The 23,343-nt window shown below is 46.9% G+C and carries 21 protein-coding genes, 1 pseudogene and 1 other annotated feature; of the genes and pseudogenes, 20 read left to right on the plus strand and 2 right to left on the minus strand.

Annotated features, from left to right (window positions below; genetic code table 11):
• The 14 genes and pseudogenes from rpe to rpsI all read left to right on the plus strand — a co-directional run bounded on the left by rpe (window position 1) and on the right by rpsI (window position 10,445).
• Window positions 1-663, plus strand: a complete 663-nt coding sequence (gene rpe / locus FYJ34_RS09205; RefSeq protein WP_154478075.1) for a ribulose-phosphate 3-epimerase — start codon at window positions 1-3, stop codon at window positions 661-663.
• A 79-nt stretch (window positions 664-742) separates the two neighbouring features.
• Window positions 743-1,501 carry a thiamine diphosphokinase gene (locus FYJ34_RS09210; RefSeq protein ID WP_330582569.1) on the plus strand — a complete coding sequence of 253 codons (759 nt, stop codon included), beginning with the start codon at window positions 743-745 and terminating at the stop codon, window positions 1,499-1,501.
• Between the two features lie 298 nt (window positions 1,502-1,799).
• Complete coding sequence (locus tag FYJ34_RS09215; protein ID WP_154478077.1) at window positions 1,800-2,189, plus strand: MerR family transcriptional regulator; 390 nt, start codon at window positions 1,800-1,802, stop codon at window positions 2,187-2,189.
• Window positions 2,190-2,276: 87 nt separating this feature from the next.
• Complete coding sequence (locus FYJ34_RS09220; protein WP_154478079.1) at window positions 2,277-3,440, plus strand: iron-containing alcohol dehydrogenase; 1,164 nt, start codon at window positions 2,277-2,279, stop codon at window positions 3,438-3,440.
• Between the two features lie 11 nt (window positions 3,441-3,451).
• Window positions 3,452-3,676 (plus strand): putative quinol monooxygenase, encoded by a 225-nt coding sequence (locus FYJ34_RS09225; protein WP_154478081.1) that lies wholly within the window; start codon window positions 3,452-3,454, stop codon window positions 3,674-3,676.
• Window positions 3,677-3,769: 93 nt separating this feature from the next.
• Window positions 3,770-4,321 carry a flavin reductase family protein gene (locus FYJ34_RS09230; RefSeq protein ID WP_154478083.1) on the plus strand — a complete coding sequence of 184 codons (552 nt, stop codon included), beginning with the start codon at window positions 3,770-3,772 and terminating at the stop codon, window positions 4,319-4,321.
• Window positions 4,322-4,372: 51 nt separating this feature from the next.
• Window positions 4,373-4,480: pseudogene (locus tag FYJ34_RS15165) on the plus strand (ATP-binding protein); the annotation flags it as partial.
• A 331-nt stretch (window positions 4,481-4,811) separates the two neighbouring features.
• Window positions 4,812-5,912 (plus strand): redox-regulated ATPase YchF, encoded by a 1,101-nt coding sequence (ychF, locus tag FYJ34_RS09240; RefSeq protein ID WP_154478084.1) that lies wholly within the window; start codon window positions 4,812-4,814, stop codon window positions 5,910-5,912.
• A 162-nt stretch (window positions 5,913-6,074) separates the two neighbouring features.
• Window positions 6,075-6,989, plus strand: coding sequence for a prolipoprotein diacylglyceryl transferase (gene lgt / locus FYJ34_RS09245; RefSeq protein WP_154478086.1), 915 nt, complete (start codon window positions 6,075-6,077; stop codon window positions 6,987-6,989).
• Window positions 6,964-7,193 (plus strand) — a binding site (T-box leader). Its footprint overlaps the gene before it by 26 nt.
• Window positions 7,194-7,337: 144 nt before the next feature.
• A complete protein-coding gene (locus tag FYJ34_RS09250; protein WP_154478088.1) occupies window positions 7,338-7,484 on the plus strand; it encodes a hypothetical protein in 147 nt (48 codons plus the stop codon).
• Between the two features lie 12 nt (window positions 7,485-7,496).
• Window positions 7,497-8,720 (plus strand): tyrosine--tRNA ligase, encoded by a 1,224-nt coding sequence (gene tyrS / locus FYJ34_RS09255; RefSeq protein WP_154478090.1) that lies wholly within the window; start codon window positions 7,497-7,499, stop codon window positions 8,718-8,720.
• Between the two features lie 137 nt (window positions 8,721-8,857).
• The gene (locus FYJ34_RS09260) at window positions 8,858-9,319 is read left to right on the plus strand and encodes a DUF1307 domain-containing protein (protein WP_173017091.1); all 462 of its coding nucleotides are present in this window, start codon (window positions 8,858-8,860) and stop codon (window positions 9,317-9,319) included.
• Between the two features lie 277 nt (window positions 9,320-9,596).
• Complete coding sequence (gene rplM / locus FYJ34_RS09265; RefSeq protein ID WP_154478093.1) at window positions 9,597-10,025, plus strand: 50S ribosomal protein L13; 429 nt, start codon at window positions 9,597-9,599, stop codon at window positions 10,023-10,025.
• Window positions 10,026-10,052: 27 nt separating this feature from the next.
• Complete coding sequence (gene rpsI / locus FYJ34_RS09270; RefSeq protein WP_276959021.1) at window positions 10,053-10,445, plus strand: 30S ribosomal protein S9; 393 nt, start codon at window positions 10,053-10,055, stop codon at window positions 10,443-10,445.
• Window positions 10,446-10,800: 355 nt separating this feature from the next.
• Here the strand turns inward: rpsI and FYJ34_RS09275 are convergent, their stop codons facing one another.
• Complete coding sequence (locus FYJ34_RS09275; protein WP_154478095.1) at window positions 10,801-12,000, minus strand: ATP-binding protein; 1,200 nt, start codon at window positions 11,998-12,000, stop codon at window positions 10,801-10,803.
• 707 nt (window positions 12,001-12,707) lie between these two features.
• Window positions 12,708-13,925, minus strand: a complete 1,218-nt coding sequence (locus FYJ34_RS09280) for an iron-containing alcohol dehydrogenase (protein WP_154478097.1) — start codon at window positions 13,923-13,925, stop codon at window positions 12,708-12,710.
• Window positions 13,926-14,145: 220 nt separating this feature from the next.
• On the opposite strand from FYJ34_RS09280, the gene FYJ34_RS09285 reads away from it, so the two are divergent.
• From FYJ34_RS09285 to secA, 6 genes are all read left to right on the plus strand, one after another.
• The gene (locus FYJ34_RS09285; protein WP_154478098.1) at window positions 14,146-15,726 is read left to right on the plus strand and encodes a putative DNA modification/repair radical SAM protein; all 1,581 of its coding nucleotides are present in this window, start codon (window positions 14,146-14,148) and stop codon (window positions 15,724-15,726) included.
• Window positions 15,727-15,777: 51 nt separating this feature from the next.
• A complete protein-coding gene (locus FYJ34_RS09290; RefSeq protein ID WP_330582570.1) occupies window positions 15,778-16,548 on the plus strand; it encodes a TIGR03915 family putative DNA repair protein in 771 nt (256 codons plus the stop codon).
• 148 nt (window positions 16,549-16,696) lie between these two features.
• On the plus strand, window positions 16,697-17,590 hold the full coding sequence (gene dapA / locus FYJ34_RS09295; RefSeq protein ID WP_154478100.1) for a 4-hydroxy-tetrahydrodipicolinate synthase: 894 nt from the start codon (window positions 16,697-16,699) through the stop codon (window positions 17,588-17,590).
• A 15-nt stretch (window positions 17,591-17,605) separates the two neighbouring features.
• Window positions 17,606-18,364: a 4-hydroxy-tetrahydrodipicolinate reductase gene (gene dapB / locus FYJ34_RS09300; protein ID WP_154478102.1), complete on the plus strand. Its 759-nt coding sequence runs from the start codon at window positions 17,606-17,608 to the stop codon at window positions 18,362-18,364.
• A 41-nt stretch (window positions 18,365-18,405) separates the two neighbouring features.
• Window positions 18,406-20,361: a fructose-1,6-bisphosphatase gene (locus FYJ34_RS09305; protein WP_154478104.1), complete on the plus strand. Its 1,956-nt coding sequence runs from the start codon at window positions 18,406-18,408 to the stop codon at window positions 20,359-20,361.
• A gap of 311 nt (window positions 20,362-20,672) precedes the next feature.
• Window positions 20,673-23,246: a preprotein translocase subunit SecA gene (gene secA, locus FYJ34_RS09310; RefSeq protein ID WP_154478105.1), complete on the plus strand. Its 2,574-nt coding sequence runs from the start codon at window positions 20,673-20,675 to the stop codon at window positions 23,244-23,246.
• Window positions 23,247-23,343 lie beyond the last annotated feature (97 nt).

Raw genomic sequence — 23,343 nt, forward strand, 5'->3', positions numbered from 1 at the left:
ATGAAGTATATACTTGCGCCGTCTATTTTGGCAGCCGATTTTAAGGAACTGGGCAAGGAAATTGCACGCACGGAAGAAAATGGTGCAGAATATCTGCATTTTGATGTTATGGACGGCATGTTTGTACCCAGCATTTCTTTTGGAATGCCTGTTTTGGCATCTATTCGTAGCGGCACCGATCAGTTTATGGATGCCCATCTGATGGTAGAGGAGCCGATCCGTTATGTGGAGGCTTTTCAAAAGGCAGGAGCCGATCAGGTGACGGTACATCTGGAGGCCTGTAAAGAGGTAGAAGAAACCCTGCGAAAGATCCGGGAGCTGACTATGAAGGTAGGACTTTCCATCTGTCCGGATACGGAGGTTTCCAAGCTGCTTCCTTATCTGGAAATGGTAGACATGGTGCTGATCATGAGCGTTCACCCGGGATTTGGAGGACAGTCCTTTATCCCGGCATCGCTGGATAAGATCCGCGAATTGCGGGCAGAGATCAGCAAGACGGGCAGAGAGATAGACATTCAGGTAGACGGAGGGATTTATCTGCACAACGTCAAAGAAGTATTGGATGCGGGAGCCAATATCATCGTGGCAGGCTCTGCTGTGTTCCGGGGAGACGCAGGAGAAAACACCCGCAGATTTATGGAGATCCTGCGGGAATATTCGTAAAGCCCAAACGCACCGGTATCAGCGGACGGAGCTGTGGAGGATCTCGAAAGAAGTGCGAAACAAAAAAAGAACTGCAGGCATGCCGATGGGAGTGCAGGCAGGAAAGCAAGAGCAGGGACAAGGCAGCAGGAGAGAGGAAGCAGGACATATGGGGAAAACGGCAGTGTTGGTAAGCGGAGGTATCCTGGAAGAGCAGTTTGCAAAAGAGTGGCTGGAAAAAGAGAGAGAGAAAGTTCTGGTAGGGATAGACCGGGGGGCAGAGTTTTTGTTTCACAGACAGGTGATGCCCGACTATGTAGTGGGAGATCTTGACAGCATGGACAGAGAGATCGCCGACTATTATCAGCATGCCGAGGGGGTGATCCTTCGCCGTTTCCATCCGGTCAAGGATGCCACCGACACAGAGATCGCGATCCGCCTCTGTATAGAGCTGAAATGTGATACGGTATATATTCTGGGAGCGACGGGAGGAAGACTGGATCATTTCTGGGGAAATGTACAAAGCCTTGCAATCCTGCTGCAGGCGGGAGTCAAGGGCGTGATCCTGGACAGTCAGAATCACATTTCCCTGCTGGGAAAGGGAGAGGTCTGCCTGAAAAGGCAGGAAGCCTACGGCCCCTATTTTTCCCTGTTTCCGTTGGGGGAAGAGCCGGTGACGGTAGATGTGAAAGGGGCGAAATACCCGTTGACCGGGCACAGGCTTTCCGCCTATAACAGCCTGTGCGTCAGCAATACCTTTGAAGAGGATACGGTTGCGATCCGAAGCTACGGAGGTACGGCGGTACTGATGCAGACCAGGGACGGAAAGAAGGACGGGAACGAAAGGGGCGTGCAATAAAAATCGCAAAATAAGGGGAAAGGAATCTTTCTGATGCACCTTATGGAGCATTCTCTTAGTAAACAGTGGATAGAAGTCATGAGTCCGGATAAAGAAACGATTTACTCCCTGTTTATATATGCGATAAAGCTTTCAAACAAACGAGCAGCAGATCCTGTCGAAAGACAGTTTTTGCTGGTCGTTTTTTTGTAAAATTTTTTGGATTTTTTTCGAGAAAATTATTGACTTGGAGTTAACTCAAAGGAGTATAGTACAGACAGGAGATACCAGAAACAAGTCGATTGGAAGGAGGAATGTCATGACCATTAAGGAAGTGAGTGAGAAATTTGATCTTACTCCGGATACACTACGCTACTACGAGCGAGTTGGTGTCATCCCGGCGGTAAATCGTACAAAAGGCGGCATTCGTGATTATTCCCAGCAGGACATAAAATGGATTGAGAATGCTGTCTGCATGAGGAGCGCCGGGGTTCCGGTGGAAATGCTGATTGAGTATGTGAAGCTTTTTCAAGAAGGGGATTCAACCATTACAGCAAGACGCGATCTTTTGATGGAAGTTCGGATAGAAGTGCAGAAACAGCTGGATAAATATCAGGCTACGATGGACAGGATAAATTATAAGATATCCCGGTATGAAGAAGCAGTGAAAACAGGTATTCTTATTTGGGACGCCGAGGAAATTCAATGAGCAACTGATTCAATTTGCAGCATGGCAACCAGAGTTTGAAACATCATAAACAGAGCAAATCATATTAGAGTTGAAGGAGGAACACATATGCAAAATTTTGATTATTGTACGCCAACCAGATTGATTTTTGGGCAGGGAGTTGTAGAAAAACTTCCTGAAGTTATGAGCCAGTATGGGAAAAAGATTCTTTTTACTTATGGTGGTGGAAGCATCAAGAAGCTGGGACTTTATGATAAGGTAAAGGAACTTCTCAAGGATTTTGAGATGGTTGAGCTTTCAGGGATTCAGCCGAATCCCAAGTATGATCCAAGTGTACTTGAGGGGGTTAAGCTTTGCAAGGAAAATGACGTGGATGTCATCCTTTCCGTTGGCGGAGGAAGTGTGCTGGACTGCTCCAAGGCTATAGCGGCCGGAGCAAAGTATGATGGCGATCCGTGGGATTTGATTTCCTATAAGGCAAAGGCTCAGGCGGCGCTTCCGATCGTTGATATTATTACACTTGCAGCCACAGGAAGTGAATATGACCCGGGCGGAGTCATTTCAAGAACCGAAACCAACGACAAGATTGGATATATAGATCCGCTTCTTTATCCGGCAGTTTCTTTCCTTGACCCTACATATACATTTACAGTATCAAAGAAGCAGACGGCTGCAGGCTGTGCTGATGCCATGAATCATATCATGGAGCAGTACTTCTGTGAGGATTCGACATTTCTTAATGATGGATTTATGGAAGCCGCTTTAAAAAGCCTTATGGCAAATACGAAGAAGTGTCTGGAAAATCCTGAGGATTATACTGCGAGAGCAGAGATGATGCTTTGCTGCACATATGGATGCAACAGAATCTATTCTCTTGGCAACAGTCAGTCAGGATGGCCCTGCCATGGAATGGAGCATGCTCTTTCAGCTTACTATGACATCACGCATGGGGAGGGACTTGCAATCATCACACCGAGATGGATGCAGCATATCCTAAGTGAAAAGACGGTAGGACGCTTTGTAAAATACGGTGTTAACGTATTTGGAATCGATTCAAATCAGGACAAGTTTGCTATTGCAGAGCAGGCGATTGACGCAACATATCAGTTCTTTGCATCTATCAATATTCCTATGCATTTAAAGGAAGTAGGAATTGATGAAAGCCGTATAGATGAGATGGCTCATCATGTAGCAGAAAACGAAGGCCTTGAAAATGCGTGGGTTCCGCTTCTTGAGAAAGATATTGCAGATATTTTCAGAGCTTCCTTGTAAATAAAAAGCATATGGGAAAGAATATACGCTATAACTATTTCCTTCCCATGAACGATCCGGAGACCGTGCTCTTGATCGATGCATGGGCAAGTCAGGAAGCAATAGATTTGCATCATGCTTCGCCTATGATACAGACGATAGCAGAGCTAAGAAAAAAATACGATCTCCATATGAAGGTTGAAAGATATGCAAGCACGGATACTCCGGAATCGGAGAAGCAATTTTTAAGGAAATAATAATGTTAGCAGAAAAGGAGAATGACTTACAGCAAAAGTATAGAGCCTTTCTGGCGGTCAACACACTTTATAAGATGATAGGAGGAACTGGAAATGAGCAGAGTTGATTTTGGAGCAAAACCACTTATGTACCCACAGCCGGTGCTGATTATCGGAACCTATGATGAGAATGGGGTGCCGAATGCCATGAATGCGGCATGGGGAATTACCACTGATTTCAAGGAGGTTACTATCAGTCTTTCGGATCATAAGACTACGGATAATCTGAAAGCAACGAAAGCGTTCACTGTCAGCATGGCTACGGAAGATCAGGTAGTGCCTTGCGATTACGTTGGCTTGGAGTCTGGAAGAAAAGAACCCGATAAGTTTGCGAAAGCCGGTTTCCATGCAACAAAGAGCGTGTTTGTAGATGCGCCTCTGATCGATGAGCTTCCGCTTGCTATGGAATGTAAGGTAAAAAGCTTTGAGGACGGTATTCTTATTGGGGAGATTATAAATGTTTCTGCGGATGAGAGCGTAGTTACCGATGGCACCGTAGACATTACAAAAGTGAGGCCGATCAGTTTTGATCCCTTTGGAAATGCTTACTTTGGAATCGGTTCAAAGGTGGGAAATGCTTTCAGGGATGGCAGGGCATTAAAGTAAACGAAAAACAGCCTCATAATCGCTCTTACACAAAAAACCTTTGGCAGGAATAATTCTTTGAGGCATATTTGGGATTCATTCGAAAAGATAGTTATTGTTGCCGGAACGGAAAAGCCTTGGAGAAATGAGGAGGGATATGTGATCATGGGGATGAAGTAGTTTCTCCGAAATGCCGATAATTTGGAATTTTAAAATCAGTGGCATCTGCCTGAAATATGGCAGGTGCTATTTTTGTATGAACACTCCAGATAGATTGTAAAAACAGAGTCGCTATGTTATAATACGTTGTCGTATTGGACTTTTTCTAAAAGACAAAAGGGGTTCGACAGACATGCATATGCTTACACATGAATCACTGGTAAATGCAGCACGCCAATTTCAGCAGATTACGCCACCAGTTACAAAAAGGGTGTAAAAAGGGTGCAATAAAAATATATAGAAAGGCGAAAATCTCGGTAAATCAAGGATTTTCGGACAGGTAAATACAAAAATGAAATTAGGAATCGTAGGACTGCCAAATGTGGGAAAAAGCACGTTGTTTAATTCTCTGACGAAGGCGGGTGCGGAATCTGCCAACTATCCTTTTTGTACCATAGATCCGAATGTAGGGGTGGTAACCGTTCCGGATGAACGTCTGGAGGTTTTGGGGGAGATGTATCACACCAAAAAGATTGTTCCTGCCGCAATTGAATTTGTGGATATTGCAGGGCTGGTGAAGGGAGCGTCCAAAGGAGAAGGACTGGGGAACCAGTTTCTGGCAAACATCCGGGAGGTGGACGCCATCGTACATGTGGTCCGCTGTTTTGAGGATGACAATATTGTCCATGTAGACGGAAGCGTTCAGCCGCTCCGGGATATTGAGACCATCAATCTGGAGCTGCTTTTTTCGGATCTGGAGATTCTGGAGCGAAGGATCGCAAAGACTGCCAAGTCGGCAAGAAACGACAAGGGGGCAGCCAAAGAGCTGGCGCTTTTGGAGAAGATAAAAGCACATCTGGAGGAAAACCAGATGGCCAAGACGTTTTCCGGTTTTGAGGATGAGGAGGAAGAATCCTGGTTTTCCAGTTATAACCTGTTGACAGGAAAGCCGGTGATCTACGCAGCCAACGTCTCCGAGGAAGAACTGGCGGATGATGGAAATGGCAACGAGAAAGTCCAGGCAGTGCGGGAATATGCAAAGACAGAGCACAGTGAGGTGTTTGTGGTATGTGCGCAGATCGAGCAGGAGATTGCCGAGCTGGACGAAGAAGAGAAAAAGATGTTCCTGGAGGATCTGGGACTGGAGGCTTCCGGACTGGAAAAGCTGATCCAGGCAAGCTACCGCCTTTTGGGATTGATCAGCTACCTGACGGCAGGAGAGCCGGAAGTACGGGCATGGACGATCACGAAGGGGATGAAGGCTCCTCAGGCGGCCGGAAAGATCCATTCGGATTTTGAGAGAGGATTCATCCGTGCAGAGGTGGTTTCTTACGAAGATCTGATGGCATCGGGAACCTATGCGGCAGCCAAGGAGAAAGGGCTGGTCCGCCTGGAGGGGAAAGAGTACGTTGTGAAAGACGGAGACATTATGCTGTTCCGCTTTAATGTGTAGAAAAGCCGGCAGAGGGAAACCCGAAGTGTCCGGTCTGTATCGTAACCCCGACAGAGGAAGGCGCTGAAGCTTTCATCCTGCCTGCAGATGATGCAAAGCAAGGGACCGGAGATCCCGTCTGTAGTTGCGATATAGAAAGAAGAAAGACAGAGGTTGGAATATATGGAAAACAGTATTGCATTTCCCAATCTGGGGATTTTGCTGAAATCGGTGGGCAGCCACATTTCCATCAGAGGATTTGAGATCGCTTATTACGGAATCCTGATCGGAATCGGGATTTTTGCAGGGATCCTGATTGCCGTAAGAGAAGCAAAGCGATCCGGGCAGGATCCGGAGATGATCTACGATCTGGCTGTCTATGGAGTGATCTGTTCCATTGTGGGAGCGAGGATCTATTATGTGGCGTTTTCCTGGGAGGACTATAAGGGAGATCTTTTGAGCATCCTGAATATCCGCCAGGGGGGACTGGCCATCTATGGCGGGATCATAGGGGCGGTACTGACTATTTTTGTGTATAGCCGGATCAAAAAACTGTCCCCCTTCATTCTTTTGGATCTGGTGGCTCCGGGACTTGCCGCAGGGCAGATGATCGGACGTTGGGGGAATTTTTTTAACAGAGAAGCATTTGGGGAATACACGAACAACCTGTTTGCCATGCGGCTTCCTCTTGCAGCGGTAAGGAGCGGTGATGTGACGGAGATGATGCGCCGACACCTTACGGAGGCAGACGGAATTTCCTTTATTCAGGTGCACCCTACATTTTTTTACGAATCCTGCTGGTGTCTGCTGCTTCTTTTGTGTTTACTCTGGTATAGTAGAAAAAAAAGATTTGACGGAGAAATCTTCCTTTTCTATCTGCTGGGATATGGTGCCGGAAGGGTCTGGATCGAGGGGCTGCGGACAGACCAGCTGAGATGGCCGGGCACAGACATTGCAGTGTCTCAGGTACTGGCAATCATCCTGATCCTTCTGTCTGCCGGATGGATCTGTAGCAAACGAAACCGCTTGACAAAAGGAAACAAATCGGCTACCATTTCTAAAACAGTAAAAGACACAGGCGAAGAAGAGAACAAGTAGCAAAGCTGACACCCCAACAGAGAGCTGCCGGCCGGTGAGAGGCGCGGGAAGGACGGTTTTGTGAATACATCTTGGAGCCCTGCACCGAAGTACAGTAGGCTGCAGCGCAGACATGCGTTATCATGTGGGACTGATATTATGCGTCCATGAGGCCGGCTTTGTCGGCGAATAAAGGTGGTACCACGGGAGTTTCTCGTCCTTATCTTCGGATAGGGACGTTTTTTTATTTTACAGAAAGTTGTGTTTCGTGAAATAAAGGATGCTCCGGCAGGATCCTGCTGCACTGATATGAAAATATGCACAAAACGTTTTGCCGCAGGCGGAGCGTTCTGCGAGGCGGGATTTTTGGTGAAAAAAGAAACTGTCGGAAGTCGGCTTGGCGCCAGAACAGATGGAAGGGCAGAAAGCCTGAAAAAACTTATGCCCAGGGAGAACACAGGAAGAGCCGAAAAAGAGAAACAGGAAAACGAAGAAACAAAAAAGGGAAAAGGATAGAGGAGGAAAAACATGGGTATTTATGAAGAATTACAGGAACGAGGACTGATCGCACAGGTAACGGATGAAGAAGAAATCAGAGAGCTGGTCAATGCAGGGAAAGCTACTTTTTATATTGGCTTTGACCCGACGGCAGACAGTCTTCACGTAGGGCATTTTATGGCGCTTTGTTTGATGAAACGGCTGCAGGAGGCAGGGAATAAGCCGATCGCCCTGATCGGAGGCGGAACCGGCTATATCGGAGATCCGTCGGGACGTACCGATATGAGAAGCATGATGACGCCGGAGATCATCGAACACAACTGCAACTGTTTTAAAGAGCAGATGAGTAAATTCATTGACTTTTCCGAGGGAAAAGCACTCATGGTCAACAATGCCGACTGGCTTTTGGACCTGAATTATGTGGAAATGCTGAGAGAGGTGGGGCCTCATTTTTCTGTAAACCGGATGCTGACGGCGGAATGCTACAAGCAGAGAATGGAAAAAGGGTTAAGCTTCCTGGAGTTTAACTACATGATCATGCAGAGCTATGATTTTTACAGACTGTTTTGTGATTACGGATGTAATCTCCAATTTGGAGGAGACGACCAGTGGAGCAATATGCTGGGAGGGACGGAATTGATCCGCCGGAAGCTGGGAAAGAATGCGGCAGCTATGACTATCACGCTTTTACTGAATTCAGAAGGAAAGAAAATGGGCAAGACCCAGAGCGGTGCCGTATGGCTGGATCCCAATAAGACTTCTCCCTTTGAGTTTTACCAGTACTGGAGGAATGTGGCGGATGCAGATGTATTGAAATGTATCCGAATGCTGACCTTCCTTCCCTTGGAAGAGATCCGCCAGATGGAGACCTGGGAGGGAGCAAGACTGAACGAGGCAAAAGAAATCCTTGCCTTTGAGCTGACAAAGCTGGTGCATGGGGAAGAAGAGGCAAAAAAAGCGCAGGAGGCAGCAAAAGCCCTGTTTAGCCAGGGGGCGGCCGCCGACATGCCCAAAACAGAGCTGACAGCAGAAGATCTGTCAGAAGGGAAAGCGGATATTCTGACGATCCTTGTAAAAAGCGGACTGGTACCGTCAAAGTCAGAAGCCAGAAGGGCTGTGCAGCAGGGGGGAGTATCTGTTGACGGAGAAAAGGTGGAAGATATCTACCGGACCTTTTCGGTGGAAGAACTGAAGGGAGAGGGATTTGTCCTGAAAAGAGGTAAGAAGAACTTCCGAAGAATCGTTTTGGCATAACGATTTCGCAAAGAAAATCGCAAGATATGGGCGGAAGGTACGAAGGTAAATTTTTTCTTGAAGAATCATTAGATTTCTTGTATAATATAAAAGATATAGAATGTTGGGGGGATACCCAAACAGGTAGGAGGAAAAATATGAAAAAAATCGTAAGTATTGTAGCAGTGGTTTGCCTTGCATTGGGCCTGGCTGCGTGTGGAGCAAAAGTAAAAGAAGAAAAGGGAGTAGCCGTTCTGACCATGGAACAGGAAGCCCTGAAAACAACCATGACTCTGGATGCAAAAGGGGATACGGTAACAAGGATCACACAGGATTCTGTGATTTCAACAGCAAACCTGACGGAAGAACAGATCCAGATGGTACTGACAGCTTCCGAACAGGCAAAGAGCAGCTATGCAGAGATTAAGGGAATTGAATATTCTCTGGAGCAGAAGGACGGCGAGATCGTAGAGAAGATCGTGATTCCGACAGATAAGGACACGTTGCAGGCAGTTATCAAGGCGGGGCTTCTGCCAGTGACAGACAGCAAAGCAGAGAAATTGTCTGTAAAAGAAACGAAAAAGGCGCTGGAAGCGGCCGGATGGAAAGTTGAAAAATAAGAGGACATCAGGGAGTCAGGCTTTTGAGCAGGGCTCCCTTTTTGCGTGTACCGGAGAGACGAGGCAGAAAAAATCTCTGTAAAGTGAGGGGATATGCAAAGAAATCTACGGAAAATGTATAAAGAAAATCTGCAAAAATCTTGACAATGAACAAATCCTATAATATACTGAATCGGTATGACGAAATAGGAAACAGCACGAAGCCAAAGCCCCGGAGTCTTGCTGATTTCAATAAGTATGGATTAGAAAACATGAATGATTCACAGGAGGTACACCAATGAAAACTTATATGGCAAATCCAGATAAGATTGAAAGAAAATGGTATGTAGTGGACGCTACGGGACATACATTAGGACGCTTGGCATCGGAAGTAGCAAAAGTGCTTAGAGGAAAAAACAAACCGGAATTTACCCCGCACGTAGACACAGGTGATTACGTGATCGTAGTAAATGCTGAAAAGATCCAGGTAACAGGAAAGAAACTGAACCAGAAGATCTACTATCATCACTCAGACTATGTGGGAGGAATGAAAGAGACTACATTGGCAGAGATGATGGCAAAGAAGCCGGAAAAGGTAATTGAATTGGCAGTGAAGGGTATGCTTCCAAAAGGACCTTTGGGAAGAGCGATGATAAAGAAGCTTCATGTATATGCGGGAGCAGAGCATGCACAGCAGGCGCAGAAACCAGAAGAGTTGAAATTTTAAGGAAAAGGTTGAAGGGAGGATATTACAGTGGCTAACGCAAGATTTTACGGAACAGGAAGAAGAAAAAAATCAGTTGCAAGAGTATATTTAGTACCGGGAACTGGAAATATTACAATTAACAAGAGAAGCATTGATGAATATCTTGGATTAGAAACATTGAAGGTTGTAGTTCGTCAGCCGTTGACAGCAACAGAGACAGAAGGCAAGTTTGATGTGATCGTCAATGTAAAGGGCGGCGGATACACAGGACAGGCAGGTGCGATCCGTCACGGTATCGCAAGAGCTTTGCTTCAGGCAGACGGAGATTACAGACCTGTACTGAAAAAAGCAGGCTATCTGACACGTGATCCGAGAATGAAAGAACGTAAGAAATACGGTCTCAAGGCAGCGAGACGTGCTCCACAGTTCAGCAAGCGTTAATCGAGACTTGGAAGACTTAAAAAACCCTGGAAAATCAACAGTTTCCAGGGTTTTTTCTTGCCCAAAAGTTCTGCTGTCATGTGTCATCATCTGTTGCTATTTGCAATTAAAATCGGTGTCAACAAGTGGAAAATTTATGAGGGTCGATTTTTGGTTGCGTCACAGACAAAAATAAGCCACCTGTTATACAGAAAACATTTCTTTTAATAACTGCCAAATATTATGGACAGTTAAGGTTCTTTCTTCCCTCTTGTCCAGCATCCTGTCCAGTTTTTTCATCCATAAGAACATCAGCGTCTGTTTCCTTTTTTGCTTGCATTTTTTGTCATCCTAAAAAACACTGCCTCGTATTGTTTCAACATTCAGCACTAAGCAAAAAATCCGCCAAGTGTACGATTTTTACCCCGTTGACATTCCCTGTGGCCAATTCGTCCAATGTCACAACATATTTAGGGTAGTGATCTTTGATTTCAAGGAGATTAGCGATTTCCCGGTCAGATTCCTCCGGCAGCCTGCGGCATACCTGTACATAGATGCGTTCATCTCGCTGCATCGCCACAAAATCAATTTCCTTCGTTTCGTTCTTTCCAATATAGACTTCATAACCTCGACGCCGCAGCTCAAAATATACGATGTTCTCTAGCATAGCCGCGATGGACTTTGGATTAAATCCCATGATACAGTATTTTAAGGACGCATCTGCCAGATAGAATTTTTCCTGGGTTTTCAGTACAGATTTTCCCTGCAAATCATACCGTTGGCAACGATAGATCACAAACGCTTTTTCCAGCCAGGTCAGATAGTTATAAACCGCCTCCACCGACAGGGAACGCCCCTCGCTCTTGAGAAACTTCGCAATGGCATTGGCTGAAAAGGTTTTGCCCACATTTTCCACGATATACTTTACAACACGGTTAAATAAATCAAAATTCGTAATGTTGTGCCGTTTTGTAATATCGTTCGTAATAACAGAGTTATAAATACCCTCCACGATCTGATAGACAGAGCGTTCGTCAAAGTTGCTCAGTGCCACAATGGGAAAACCGCCCAACCGAAGATATTCGTTTAACAATTCCTTTGGAGAACGGGAATCTGATTTTTTGAATTCCAAATACTCAGTAAAAGATAACGTATATACCGGAATGGAAATGTATCGCCCCGTCAAGTAGGTTGATATTTCGCTGGACATCAGCTTGGAATTGGAGCCGGTCACATAAATATCGGTGTTTGCATTCTCCAACAGACTATTGACCGCTTTTTCCCAATCGTCGATTTCTTGTACCTCATCTAGCAAAAGGTAGTAACGCCCTTCGCCGGTCATTTGCCCCTTTATACCGTCATACATATCTTTGTCGGTCATGCCATCATTAAAATCCTCCGACGTATATCGCATACTGATAATATGGTCTGCGGCAATCCCACTTTCCAGCAGATCCTCCCGCAGCATATCTAAAATTGTGGATTTGCCGCAGCGCCGGATTCCCGCTAATATCTTCACAAGCGGAACATCCCGATAGGTTTTCAGCATATTCATATAGTTTGATCGGATAATCATATCACTCGCCTCCTTATCCTTAGTATATCGAAAAAATCCAGAAATATCAAAGGTTTTTACTATCAATCCGTAAAAACTTATTGCATATCAAAACTTTTTTGTATTGGGACATTTAGATGTGCAAAAACAGGATACATCCATCTTGTTACAGGACATGTAGTTGGACTTGATACGGAAACAAGGGGAGCTCGAAGAAAGCTGCTTTCAATGGCAGGTTTTTGATACAGAACGGACGGGTGGAAACTACCCGCAAAAGACGAGAGCAACCAGAAAATATAGTGCGTCCTGACGCTCAGAGCTCACTTCAGTGGGTTTCAGTGAGTATTAGTTAATCTGAATGAGAGATTTGCCAACGATTACTTGACAGTAAACAGAGTATAACCATTATTGGATCTCTGTTAGCACTAATTGCTTGTGTTCTGAATTTTATTGTATAAAGGTATTGTGCTTCGTCTTCGTACGAAAAATTGTATATCAATACCTGTGGCATAGAGGGAAAGTTACTGAAGGAAAGATGAAATGCTTTGCTGATGCAATCTTTTTGTAAAAAAATAAAATCGCTGCCAGCTTATGCAAACTGGTAGCGATTTTATGACGGCGTTATTGCAGACAAAACGAGAGGGAGTACCGCTCCCTATCCTGACGAGGCAGGGATTCTGCGACACTCCCTCTGGGAGGTTTAAACGATGAAACGTTTTGTTGTCTTCTTAAAAATCTACTTCTGTGTCATAGTAACAGCACTTCAGAAGCTTTTCCATTTCTTCCGGAGAAGGCTGACGAGGATTGGAGCCGGTGCAGGCATCTGCAATGGCATTGACTGCGATTTCCGGCAGTCTCTCCAAAAATACCTTTTCCGGGACAAAGCCTTCCTCACAAGGATAAGAATCGGCTCCGTACTGTTTGATACAAAGCGGAATATTTAATTCTTTATTCATGCCGCGGAGAAAGTCGATCAAAAGCTGTATTTTTTCTTCTACAGAATCTCCGCCAAGGTGGATATGGTCTGCGATGGCGGCATAACGCTTTGCAGCTGCAGGATCCTTTGCATTGTATGCGATTACTTTGGGGAGATACATGGCATTGGCGGCGCCATGGATGATGTGAGCATGAAAATCATCAAAGGCAGCTCCCGTTTTATGAGCCATGGAGTGCACGATACCAAGCAGTGCATTGGTGAAAGCCATCCCAGCCAGGCACTGTGCATTATGCATACGGTTGCGGCTTTCCAGATCACCATTGTAGGACGGAATCAGATGCTCCTTGATCATGGAGATCGCATGAAGAGCAAGAGGATCCGTGTAATCCGAGTTGGCTGTGGAAACATAGGCTTCAATAGCGTGAGTCATAGCGTCCATACCTGTGTGTGCGATCAGCTTTTTCGGCATAGTATGCGCCAGCTCCGGATCTACGATGGCCACATCCGGCGTAATCTCGTAGTCTGCAATCGGATACTTGATGCCTTTTTCATAATCTGTGATGATAGAAAAGGCGGTTACTTCCGTAGCGGTGCCGGAAGTGGAGGAAATAGCACAGAAGCTCGCTTTTTTACGGAGTTTTGGAATGCCGAACACCTTGCACATATCCTCGAAGGTGATGTCCGGATATTCGTACTTGATCCACATAGCCTTTGCTGCGTCGATAGGAGAACCTCCGCCGATAGCAACGATCCAGTCCGGCTGGAACGCCAGCATGGCAGCAGCGCCTTTCATAACCGTTTCGACAGAGGGATCCGGCTCGATCCCATCAAAAATCTGAACTTCCATGCCCGCCTCTTTCAAATAATCAGATACTTTGTCAAGAAAGCCGAATTTTTTCATAGAGCCACCGCCAACACAGACCATTGCCCTGGTTCCGTCAAAGGTCTTTAGCACTTCCAAAGCGTCTTTTCCATGGTATACATCTCTTGGTAAGGTAAATCTGGTCATAGTAAACCCTCCTCTTAATAGTTAAAAAATTATCAATTACAGACAGTGTACGCCTTTTGCAAGAAATTGTCAATGATTTATCAATGACAATTTCAAAGAAAAAACAGCAGCTTTTGAAAAACCAAGTCTGAGAAAGAGGAAGCTGTAAAAAAATATGATTTTGTGAAAAAAGATGGGGTCAACACTTTACAAATCGAACAAATGTTTGTACAATAAAATCATGTTAGAGATAGAGAGAGGATCCACCATTCAGGAAAAATTGCATATTTTAGCGGATGCGGCAAAGTATGATGTGGCCTGCACATCCAGCGGTGTAAAGCGCAAAGGAAAGGAAGGGAGCCTGGGAAATGCGGAGGCATGCGGTATCTGCCACAGTTTTTCGGCAGATGGACGCTGTATTTCTCTGTTAAAGATTTTGCTGACAAACCACTGTGTGTTTGACTGCAAGTACTGTGTCAACCGCTGCTCCAATGATGTTCCCCGTGCTGCATTCACCCCGCGGGAGATCTGCGATCTCACCATAGAATTTTACCGGCGCAACTATATAGAGGGCTTATTTTTAAGTTCGGGAGTTATGAAAAGTCCCGACCATACCATGGAGCAGATGTGCGAGGCTCTCCGCCTTCTCCGGACAGAGTATCGCTTCAACGGGTATGTCCACGTGAAAGCGATTCCGGGAGCTTCGGATGAACTGCTGGCACAGGCGGGATGTCTGGCAGACCGTGTCAGCGTCAATCTGGAGCTGCCCACTGCCGAGAGCTTACGTCAGCTGGCACCTCACAAAAGTTTTCAGACCATTTTGCGGCCGATGGCAAAGCTGAGCCATACCATTGCGGCATACCGCCTGGAAGCGGGACAAAATCCTTCTTTGGAGAGGAGCAGGCTGAATACGCAGCTTCCGGAAAATATTTTCCGACAGAGAGAGCAAGTGACGATCGAGGGAAAAGAGAAACAAAGAATAGAGGCTTTACCGGGAGATTACGGGAAGGAAGAGAAGGATAAGAACCAAAGCGACCGGAGGGCAGAAGGACGGGAAACATGGGCGAACAAAAGGGGAAAGGCAGAAGGGGAAGAAAAACGAAAGACAGGAAACTTGTTGAGAGAAAGTGAAAAGCTGTTTCCGAAGATAAAAGGAAGTGCCGGACGCAGCAGGACGTTTGCGCCTGCCGGACAAAGCACACAGATGATCATAGGGGCGTCGGGAGAAAGCGACTATCACCTGCTTTTGACAACACAGAGGCTGTATCAGTCTTATGATCTGAAGCGGGTATTTTATTCTGCCTATATTCCGGTCAATGAGGATACTGCGCTTCCGGCGCCGGGCACACCGCCGCCGCTTTTACGGGAGCACAGACTCTATCAGGCTGACTGGCTGCTTCGGTTTTATGGATTTCAGGCACAGGAACTGTTATCTCCGCAGCATCCGGATTTTCATCCGCAGATAGACCCCAAATGTGACTGGGCGATCCGAAATCTGGGAGAGTTTCCGGTGGAGGTGCAGACGGCGCCCTTACATCTCCTGCTTCGGATTCCGGGGATCGGCCCCAAGTCTGCAAGACGGATCATACAGGGCAGAAGATACGGAAAATTGTCTTTCCAGGACCTGAGGAAAATGGGAGTGGTTTTGAAGCGGGCACACTATTTTCTTACCTGCCAGGGCAGGATGATGTACAAAATCTCTCTGGAAGAGTCCTTCATCCGGAACCAGATGATCTGTCTGAACGAAAAGGAAAACTGGCAGTTGTCCTACACCGGCTCCGAAAAACAACTGTCCTTGTTTGATGACTTCCATCTAAGATAAGAAAAATCAGAACCACAGAATCCGGAAAAGTCTGGTCGGCAGGAGAAGGAAGTGAGAGGAAATATGAAAATATTTACCTGTGAAAATGGGTTTGAAGGAATGATGACCGGTATCTACCATGCATGGGAGTGGAGTCTTCAAAACGGAAAGGAAAAAGTTGCGTTGAAACGAGAGCCTATCCGTCAGATGACTTTATTTGATGAATATGTACACGTGGAGCCGGACAGAAAGAAGGCGGAAAAGGTGGCGCGCTCCATTCGGAGAAAAATATCTGACAATGCTTATATTACAGTATATTACGCAACACTTTCAGAAGAGGATGTGTTGGATGATATCTATTTGTTTCTGCAGTTGGGGTTTGGTGTGGGAGAAAAGGTCACTTCTATGCTGACAGAGCCCTGTGTGATGAAGCTGATGGAAATACGGCGCAGAGTAGGAAATGAAGTGCATTACTGGCGGGAATTTACCCGGTTTGATGCCATTGGCCGGGTTCTGGTCAGCCACCTGGAACCTAAAAATCACGTGCTCCCTCTTCTAGGAAGCCACTTTAGAGACCGGATGCCGTCAGAAGACTGGATGATCATAGACGATCACAGACGACTTGCCCTGGTGCATCCCAGGAATCAAAGCTATTATCTGCGGATGCTGGAGGAAGAGGAGTGGCTGTCCCTGCAAAAAACGGAACAGCAAAAAGATGTGTACCAGGAGCTTTGGAAGACGTTTTTTGGAGCGATCACTATCGCCCAAAGAGAAAATAAGGCGTGTCAGAGAAATCACATACCGCTTTGGATGCGGAAGCATGCAACAGAATTTCGTAAATAGCTGACAGAATAACTGATAGCAGACAGCGATCCTTGTAAGAGGTACGAAGTGCGATAACATGCATTTGTAAGGTTTGACAGTACCTGGGAATAGTGTTAGAATTTCCCTAAGAAATTTGGCAGACGGCAACAGGAGAAGGAGGAAGAATATGGCTATTTTTGAAGGGTCCGGAGTGGCGATCGTAACACCGTTTTTTGAGGATGAAACCATTCATTACGAAAAGCTGGATCAGCTGATCGATTTTCATTGCGAAAATGGGACAGACAGCATCATCATCTGCGGCACAACAGGAGAATCCCCCACGTTGAGTGAAGAAGAGCATATGCAGGTGGTAAAGTTTGCCGTAGAGAGAGTCCGGGGCAGGATTCCGGTGATCGCCGGCACAGGTTCCAATGCCACCAGAACGGCGATCGACATGTCCAGAGAAGCCGTGGAGTATGGAGTGGACGGACTGCTTCTGATCAGCCCCTATTACAACAAGGCGACCCAGAAGGGGCTGGAAGCGCATTTTACCGCTGTTGCCAGGGAAGCCAAAGCACCTGTTATCCTCTACAACGTTGCCGGGAGGACCGGGATCAACATTGAAGCGACTACCATTGCCAATTTGGTAAGAGATGTGGACAATATTGTGGGAGTGAAGGAAGCTTCCGGCAATATTTCCCAGGTAGCGAAGATCATGTCTTTGACAGATGGGAAGATTGACCTGTATTCCGGCAATGACGACCAGATCGTTCCGCTTCTGTCTCTGGGTGGAAAAGGAGTTATCTCCGTTTTGGCGAATGTGGCGCCGCAGGAGACACATGATATCTGTGAACTGTTTTTTCAGGGAAAAGTGAAGGAAAGCGCGGCCCTTCAACTGAAGGCGCTGCCGCTGATCGATCAGCTGTTCTGTCAGGTCAACCCCATACCGGTAAAGAAAGCCATGAATCTTATGGGCTGGGAGTGCGGGCCGCTTCGTATGCCATTGACCGAACTGCCACCGGAGCAGACTGAGAAGCTGGCGAAAGCGATGCGGGAATTCGGAATACAGATACAGAAATAGAAATAGGAGGAAGATATGATCAAAGTCATATTGCACGGAAGCAATGGAAAAATGGGATGTGTTGTGGAAGCTCTTGTGCGGGAAGAACCGATGATGCAGGTGGTAGCAGGAGTAGACAGAACCGGGGAAATGCTTTCGGATTTTCCGGTGTTTGCTTCTATGGCAGAGTGTGACATAGAAGGAGACGTGGTGATCGATTTTTCCAACGCGCAGGCTGTTGACGGGTTGCTGGAAGTCTGTAGAGAACGAAAACTTCCGGTAGTCCTTTGTACGACCGGACTGTCACAGGAGCAGCTGGAGCGGGCGGAGCAGGCTGCAAAAGAGATTGCGGTTCTCAGATCAGCAAACATGTCTTTGGGAATCAATCTACTACAAAAGCTTTTGAAGGAAGCGGCGTCTGTTCTGGCACCGGCGGGATTTGACATGGAGATCGTGGAAAAGCATCACAAAAAGAAACTGGATGCGCCCAGCGGAACGGCGCTCGCTCTGGCAGATTCGATGAAGGCCTCTCTTTCCGGAGAATATACGTATGTGTATGACAGAAGCACTGTGAGAAAGGAAAGAGGAGAGGGAGAGATCGGGATCGTGGCAGTTCGCGGAGGCACCATTGTAGGGGAACATGATGCGATCTTTGCGGGATGTGATGAGGTATTGACCTTTTCTCATACAGCCTACTCCAAATCGGTGTTTGGAAAAGGAGCAGTAGAGGCCGCCAAGTTTCTTGCCGGAAAGCCGGCGGGACGGTATGATATGTCGGATGTGATACAGTTCTGAGTGCAGAATGTATACATAAATCATTCATATGGGAGGATGTTATGAAAGAGTTAGAACTAAGGTATTTAGAAAGACTTTCTCAGTTGTATCCAACCATCGCCAAGGCATCAACGGAGATGATCAATCTCCAGGCGATTCTGAACCTGCCAAAGGGGACAGAGCACTTTCTTACCGATATTCACGGAGAATACGAGGCATTCTCACACGTGTTGAAGAATGGCTCAGGTGCAGTGCGCCGAAAAATTGATGATGTCTTCGGAAATAGGATGAGTAGCAAGGAAAAACAATCTTTTGCTACTCTTATTTATTATCCGAAAGAAAAGATGGACAGGATACGAAAAGAGGAAGACGACATGGAGGGATGGTACAAGAAGACCCTCTATCAGTTGATCGAGGTGTGCAAGTGTGCGGCGGGGAAATATACGCGCTCCAAGGTCAGAAAGGCGCTGCCGTCAGACTTTGCCTATGTGATCGAAGAACTGATGACGGAAAAGGCAGAAATGGGAGATAAGGAATCCTATTACAATGCCATTGTAGATACCATTATCAGGATCAACAGAGCAGAGCCGTTTATCATTGCACTGTGTGAGCTGATCCAGAGGCTGACAGTGGACCACCTGCACATTGTAGGGGACATCTATGACAGAGGCCCGGGTCCCCATGTGATCGTGGACAAGCTGATCCGGCATCATTCGGTAGACATTCAGTGGGGCAATCATGATGTGCTGTGGATGGGAGCGGCGGCAGGGCAGAGAGGGTGCATCGCCAACGTGATCCGCATCTGTGCCAGATATGGCAATCTGGACATTCTGGAAGAAGGTTATGGGATCAATCTTCTTCCGCTTGCTACTTTCGCACTACACACCTATGGAGAGGATCCCTGTGACTGCTTCCAGCTGAAGGGGAGTTCCAGTGAAAATCCGCAGGAAATGCTGATGGATCTCAAGATGCACAAGGCGATTTCCATCATACAGTTTAAGGTGGAAGGAGAGATTATTCAAAACCGCCCGGAATTTGGCATGGAGAAGAGGAATCTGCTGCACTGTATTGACTATGAACAGGGAACCATCTGCCTGGATGGGCAGGTGTACAACCTTTTGGACAGTTACTTTCCTACCATAGATCCCAGACAGCCTTACGCTCTGACAAAAGAGGAAGAAGATATTATGGAACGCTTGGAAAAGGCGTTTTTAAACTGTGAAAAGCTACAGGAGCATATGCGTTTCCTTCTGGGAAAAGGAAGCCTGTATAAGGTGTACAACAACAATCTTCTTTACCATGGCTGTGTTCCACTGGAGGAGGATGGAAGCTTGAAAGTAGTAGACATCTACGGACACACCTGTAAAGGAAAAGAACTGTATGAAATTCTGGAGCATTATGTGCGGAAAGGATTCTACGCAGTGGACGAGGAGGAGAAAGAGAAGGGAAAGGATATGATGTGGTATATCTGGCTCAGTGAAAATTCTCCTCTCTTTGGCAAGGATAAAATGGCTACCTTCGAGCGTTATTTTTTGGCGGAGAAAGAAACCCACAAAGAAAAGAAAAATGCATATTACAAGCTGTTGGAGGACGAGGCTGTCATAAATGGGATTTTAAAGGAATTCGGATTGCCTTCCGAAGGAGCCCACATCATAAACGGGCACGTTCCGGTGAAGACGAAGAACGGAGAAAGCCCCATTAAGTGTAACGGAAAGGTGCTGGTGATCGACGGGGGATTTTCCAAGGCTTACCAGAAAGAGACGGGGATCGCAGGCTATACGCTGATCTATAATTCTTATGGACTGATCCTGGCAGCTCATGAATCCTTTGAGTCCACAGAGGCTGCCATTGAAAAAGAAAGCGACATCCATTCGGACAGTGTAGTAGTCAAGCGGGTGCTGAAGCGGAAGCTGGTCAGTGATACCGATACCGGCAAGGAGCTGCGGGAGCAGCTGGCGGATCTGGAACGGCTCCTGGAGGCTTACCGTAACGGCTGCATCAAAGAGCAGGTTTTGTAAACAGCCTGTCTGCGGAGCATGGCTTCCGGCGGCCTTTCAGAAGACAATATATCCTATAAAAGTGCGTGTTGCGTTATCTTGGAGGTAAAAGAGACGGCTGTACAGGAAGAGTTCTTGTGCAGCCGTGTTTTTTATGAAACGAAGCGTCTGCTTCCTGCCGTGAGAGGCGCTATAAAGGCAGAAGCCTTAGAAGCGATTTTGGCAGGGGCTGCTCCATCCGTATTTTCAGTTGAACTTGTGCGGGTTAAGTGCTAAAATGGGGAACGTAGTAGAACCATTTTTCAACGAGTAAAAAGAAGGAGTAAATAGTTATGGGACTCATGCAGAAATTGTTCGGCACCCACAGTGAACACGAACTAAAGAGGATTTATCCGATTATTGATACAATAGAAGCCCTGGAGCCGGAAATGCAGAAGCTGACAGATGAAGAGCTTCGTGGGAAAACGGCGGAGTTTAAAAACAGGCTGAAAGAAGGAGAGGCGCTGGATGACATTTTGCCGGAAGCGTATGCGGTGGTGAGAGAGGCGGCAGTGCGTTCCCTTGGGATGCGCCATTACAGGGTGCAGCTGATCGGTGGTGTGATCCTTCATCAGGGCCGGATTTCGGAGATGCGTACCGGAGAAGGAAAGACGCTGGTTTCCACACTTCCGGCATATCTGAACGCCCTGACAGGGGAAGGAGTGCACATCGTGACAGTCAATGACTATCTGGCGAAGCGTGATGCGGAGTGGATGGGAAGAGTCCATGAATTTCTGGGTCTGACGGTGGGCGTGATCCTCAACAGTATGGATAATGATGAAAGAAGAGCGGCTTACAACTGCGATATTACCTATGTGACCAACAATGAACTGGGATTTGACTACCTGAGAGACAATATGGTCATTTATAAAGAACAGCTGGTGCAAAGGGGACTGAAGTTTGCCATCATCGACGAGGTGGACTCTGTCCTGATCGATGAAGCCAGGACACCCTTGATCATTTCCGGGCAAAGCGGAAAATCCACCAAGCTGTATGAAGCCTGCGATATTCTGGCGAAGCAGTTGGAAAAGGGAGAAGCCAGCGGAGAGTTCAGCAAAATGAACGCCATCATGGGCGAAGACATCGAAGAAACCGGCGATTTTATCGTCAACGAAAAAGAAAAGAACATCAACCTGACAGAAGACGGAGTAAAAAAGGTGGAGAAGTTTTTCCACATCGAAAACCTGGCGGATCCGGAAAATCTGGAGATCCAGCACAATATTATCCTGGCGCTTCGGGCACATAACCTGATGTTCAAGGATCAGGATTATGTGGTAAAGGATGAGGAAGTCCTGATCGTAGATGAATTTACCGGACGTATCATGCCGGGACGGCGCTATTCTGACGGTCTGCATCAGGCCATTGAAGCAAAGGAAAAAGTAAAAGTAAGAAGAGAGAGTAAGACACTGGCAACCATTACCTTCCAGAACCTGTTTAACAAGTTCGAGAAAAAATCCGGTATGACAGGTACGGCGCTGACAGAAGAAAAAGAGTTCCGTGAGATTTATGGAATGGATGTAATCGAGATACCGACCAATGTCCCGGTGCAGAGGAAGGACCTGGAGGACGCCGTTTACAAGACACAGAAAGAAAAGTTCCGGGCGGTGTGTGATGCGATTGAAGAGGCGCATGTGCGGCAGCAGCCGGTGCTGGTAGGTACGATCACAATTGAAAACTCGGAGCTACTGAGCCAGATGCTGAAAAAGAGAGGGATCCGTCACAACGTGCTGAATGCCAAGTTTCACGAAATGGAAGCGGAGATCGTGGCGCAGGCAGGTGTGCATGGGGCAGTGACCATTGCCACCAACATGGCGGGTCGTGGAACGGATATCAAGCTGGATGAAGAGGCAAGAGAGGCCGGAGGTCTTAAGATCATCGGTACAGAGCGTCACGAATCCAGACGAATCGACAACCAGCTGCGGGGGCGTTCCGGACGTCAGGGAGATCCGGGAGAATCCAGGTTTTATATCTCTCTGGAAGATGATCTGATGCGGCTCTTTGGATCGGAGCGGCTTATGGGAATCTTCAATACCCTGGGGGTAGAGGACGGAGAAGAGATCCAGCATAAGATGCTGTCCAACGCCATTGAACGGGCGCAGCAGAAGATTGAAAGCAACAACTTTGGAATTCGTAAAAACCTTCTGGAATATGATCAGGTTATGAACGAACAAAGAGAGATCATCTACGAGGAGAGACGGCGAGTGCTGGACGGTGAAAACATGCGCGACTCCATTTTCCATATGATGAATGAATATGTGGAAAACAGTGTGGACGTGGTGATCGGAGACGATCAGGAGACGGAGGACTGGGATCTGACAGAACTGAATCTGGCAGTCAGAAACACCGTGCCCATGAAGCTGATCACGCCGGAGGATGTACAGCGGATGAACCGAAAGGAACTGAAGCATCTGCTGAAGGAGCGTGCCATGAAGGCCTATGAGATCAAGGAGGCAGAGTTTGAAGAGGCAGAGCAGATCCGTGAAATAGAAAGAGTCATCCTTTTGAAGGTGATCGACGCCAAGTGGATGGATCATATCGACGATATGGATCAGCTGCGTCAGGGAATCGGACTTCAGGCCTACGGCAACAGAGATCCGAAGATCGAGTACAAGATGATGGGCTATGAAATGTTTGACCAGATGACGAAAAACATCGCAGAGGAAACGGTACGCGCCATGTTCCATGTGCGGATCGAAAAAAAGGTGGAGCGGGAGCAGGTTGCGAAAGTGACCGGCACCAATAAGGATGACAGCGTAGCGGCAGCGCCGAAGAAACGGGCGGAAAAAAAGGTGTATCCAAATGATAAATGCCCCTGTGGAAGTGGGAAGAAATACAAGCAGTGCTGCGGCAGGAATCCGGTAGCCTAAAATCCAGGCAAAAAGTCGGCAAAAACAGTGCATGGAGGCAGCCCGGACCGTCCGTAAAACGGACGAAAGGTAAAAAAGGGCCGCTTCCGGCGGCCTT

The organism is Suipraeoptans intestinalis (genome assembly GCF_009696485.1).
In the GTDB taxonomy this organism is placed as follows: Bacteria; Bacillota; Clostridia; order Lachnospirales; family Lachnospiraceae; genus Suipraeoptans; species Suipraeoptans intestinalis.

What these genes read in the sequence shown, in the direction of transcription:
- rplM (WP_154478093.1), top strand. Translation starts at nt 9,597, where the DNA reads ATGAAAACTTATATGGCAAATCCAGATAAGATTGAAAGAAAATGGTAT.
- FYJ34_RS09275 (WP_154478095.1), bottom strand. Translation starts at nt 12,000, where the DNA reads ATGATTATCCGATCAAACTATATGAATATGCTGAAAACCTATCGGGAT.
- FYJ34_RS09305 (WP_154478104.1), top strand. Translation starts at nt 18,406, where the DNA reads ATGAAAGAGTTAGAACTAAGGTATTTAGAAAGACTTTCTCAGTTGTAT.
- FYJ34_RS09230 (WP_154478083.1), top strand. Translation starts at nt 3,770, where the DNA reads ATGAGCAGAGTTGATTTTGGAGCAAAACCACTTATGTACCCACAGCCG.
- secA (WP_154478105.1), top strand. Translation starts at nt 20,673, where the DNA reads ATGGGACTCATGCAGAAATTGTTCGGCACCCACAGTGAACACGAACTA.
- FYJ34_RS09285 (WP_154478098.1), top strand. Translation starts at nt 14,146, where the DNA reads ATGTTAGAGATAGAGAGAGGATCCACCATTCAGGAAAAATTGCATATT.
- FYJ34_RS09220 (WP_154478079.1), top strand. Translation starts at nt 2,277, where the DNA reads ATGCAAAATTTTGATTATTGTACGCCAACCAGATTGATTTTTGGGCAG.
- FYJ34_RS09225 (WP_154478081.1), top strand. Translation starts at nt 3,452, where the DNA reads ATGGGAAAGAATATACGCTATAACTATTTCCTTCCCATGAACGATCCG.
- dapB (WP_154478102.1), top strand. Translation starts at nt 17,606, where the DNA reads ATGATCAAAGTCATATTGCACGGAAGCAATGGAAAAATGGGATGTGTT.
- rpe (WP_154478075.1), top strand. Translation starts at nt 1, where the DNA reads ATGAAGTATATACTTGCGCCGTCTATTTTGGCAGCCGATTTTAAGGAA.
- dapA (WP_154478100.1), top strand. Translation starts at nt 16,697, where the DNA reads ATGGCTATTTTTGAAGGGTCCGGAGTGGCGATCGTAACACCGTTTTTT.
- ychF (WP_154478084.1), top strand. Translation starts at nt 4,812, where the DNA reads ATGAAATTAGGAATCGTAGGACTGCCAAATGTGGGAAAAAGCACGTTG.
- tyrS (WP_154478090.1), top strand. Translation starts at nt 7,497, where the DNA reads ATGGGTATTTATGAAGAATTACAGGAACGAGGACTGATCGCACAGGTA.
- FYJ34_RS09280 (WP_154478097.1), bottom strand. Translation starts at nt 13,925, where the DNA reads ATGACCAGATTTACCTTACCAAGAGATGTATACCATGGAAAAGACGCT.
- lgt (WP_154478086.1), top strand. Translation starts at nt 6,075, where the DNA reads ATGGAAAACAGTATTGCATTTCCCAATCTGGGGATTTTGCTGAAATCG.
- FYJ34_RS09215 (WP_154478077.1), top strand. Translation starts at nt 1,800, where the DNA reads ATGACCATTAAGGAAGTGAGTGAGAAATTTGATCTTACTCCGGATACA.
- FYJ34_RS09210 (WP_330582569.1), top strand. Translation starts at nt 743, where the DNA reads ATGCCGATGGGAGTGCAGGCAGGAAAGCAAGAGCAGGGACAAGGCAGC.
- FYJ34_RS09260 (WP_173017091.1), top strand. Translation starts at nt 8,858, where the DNA reads ATGAAAAAAATCGTAAGTATTGTAGCAGTGGTTTGCCTTGCATTGGGC.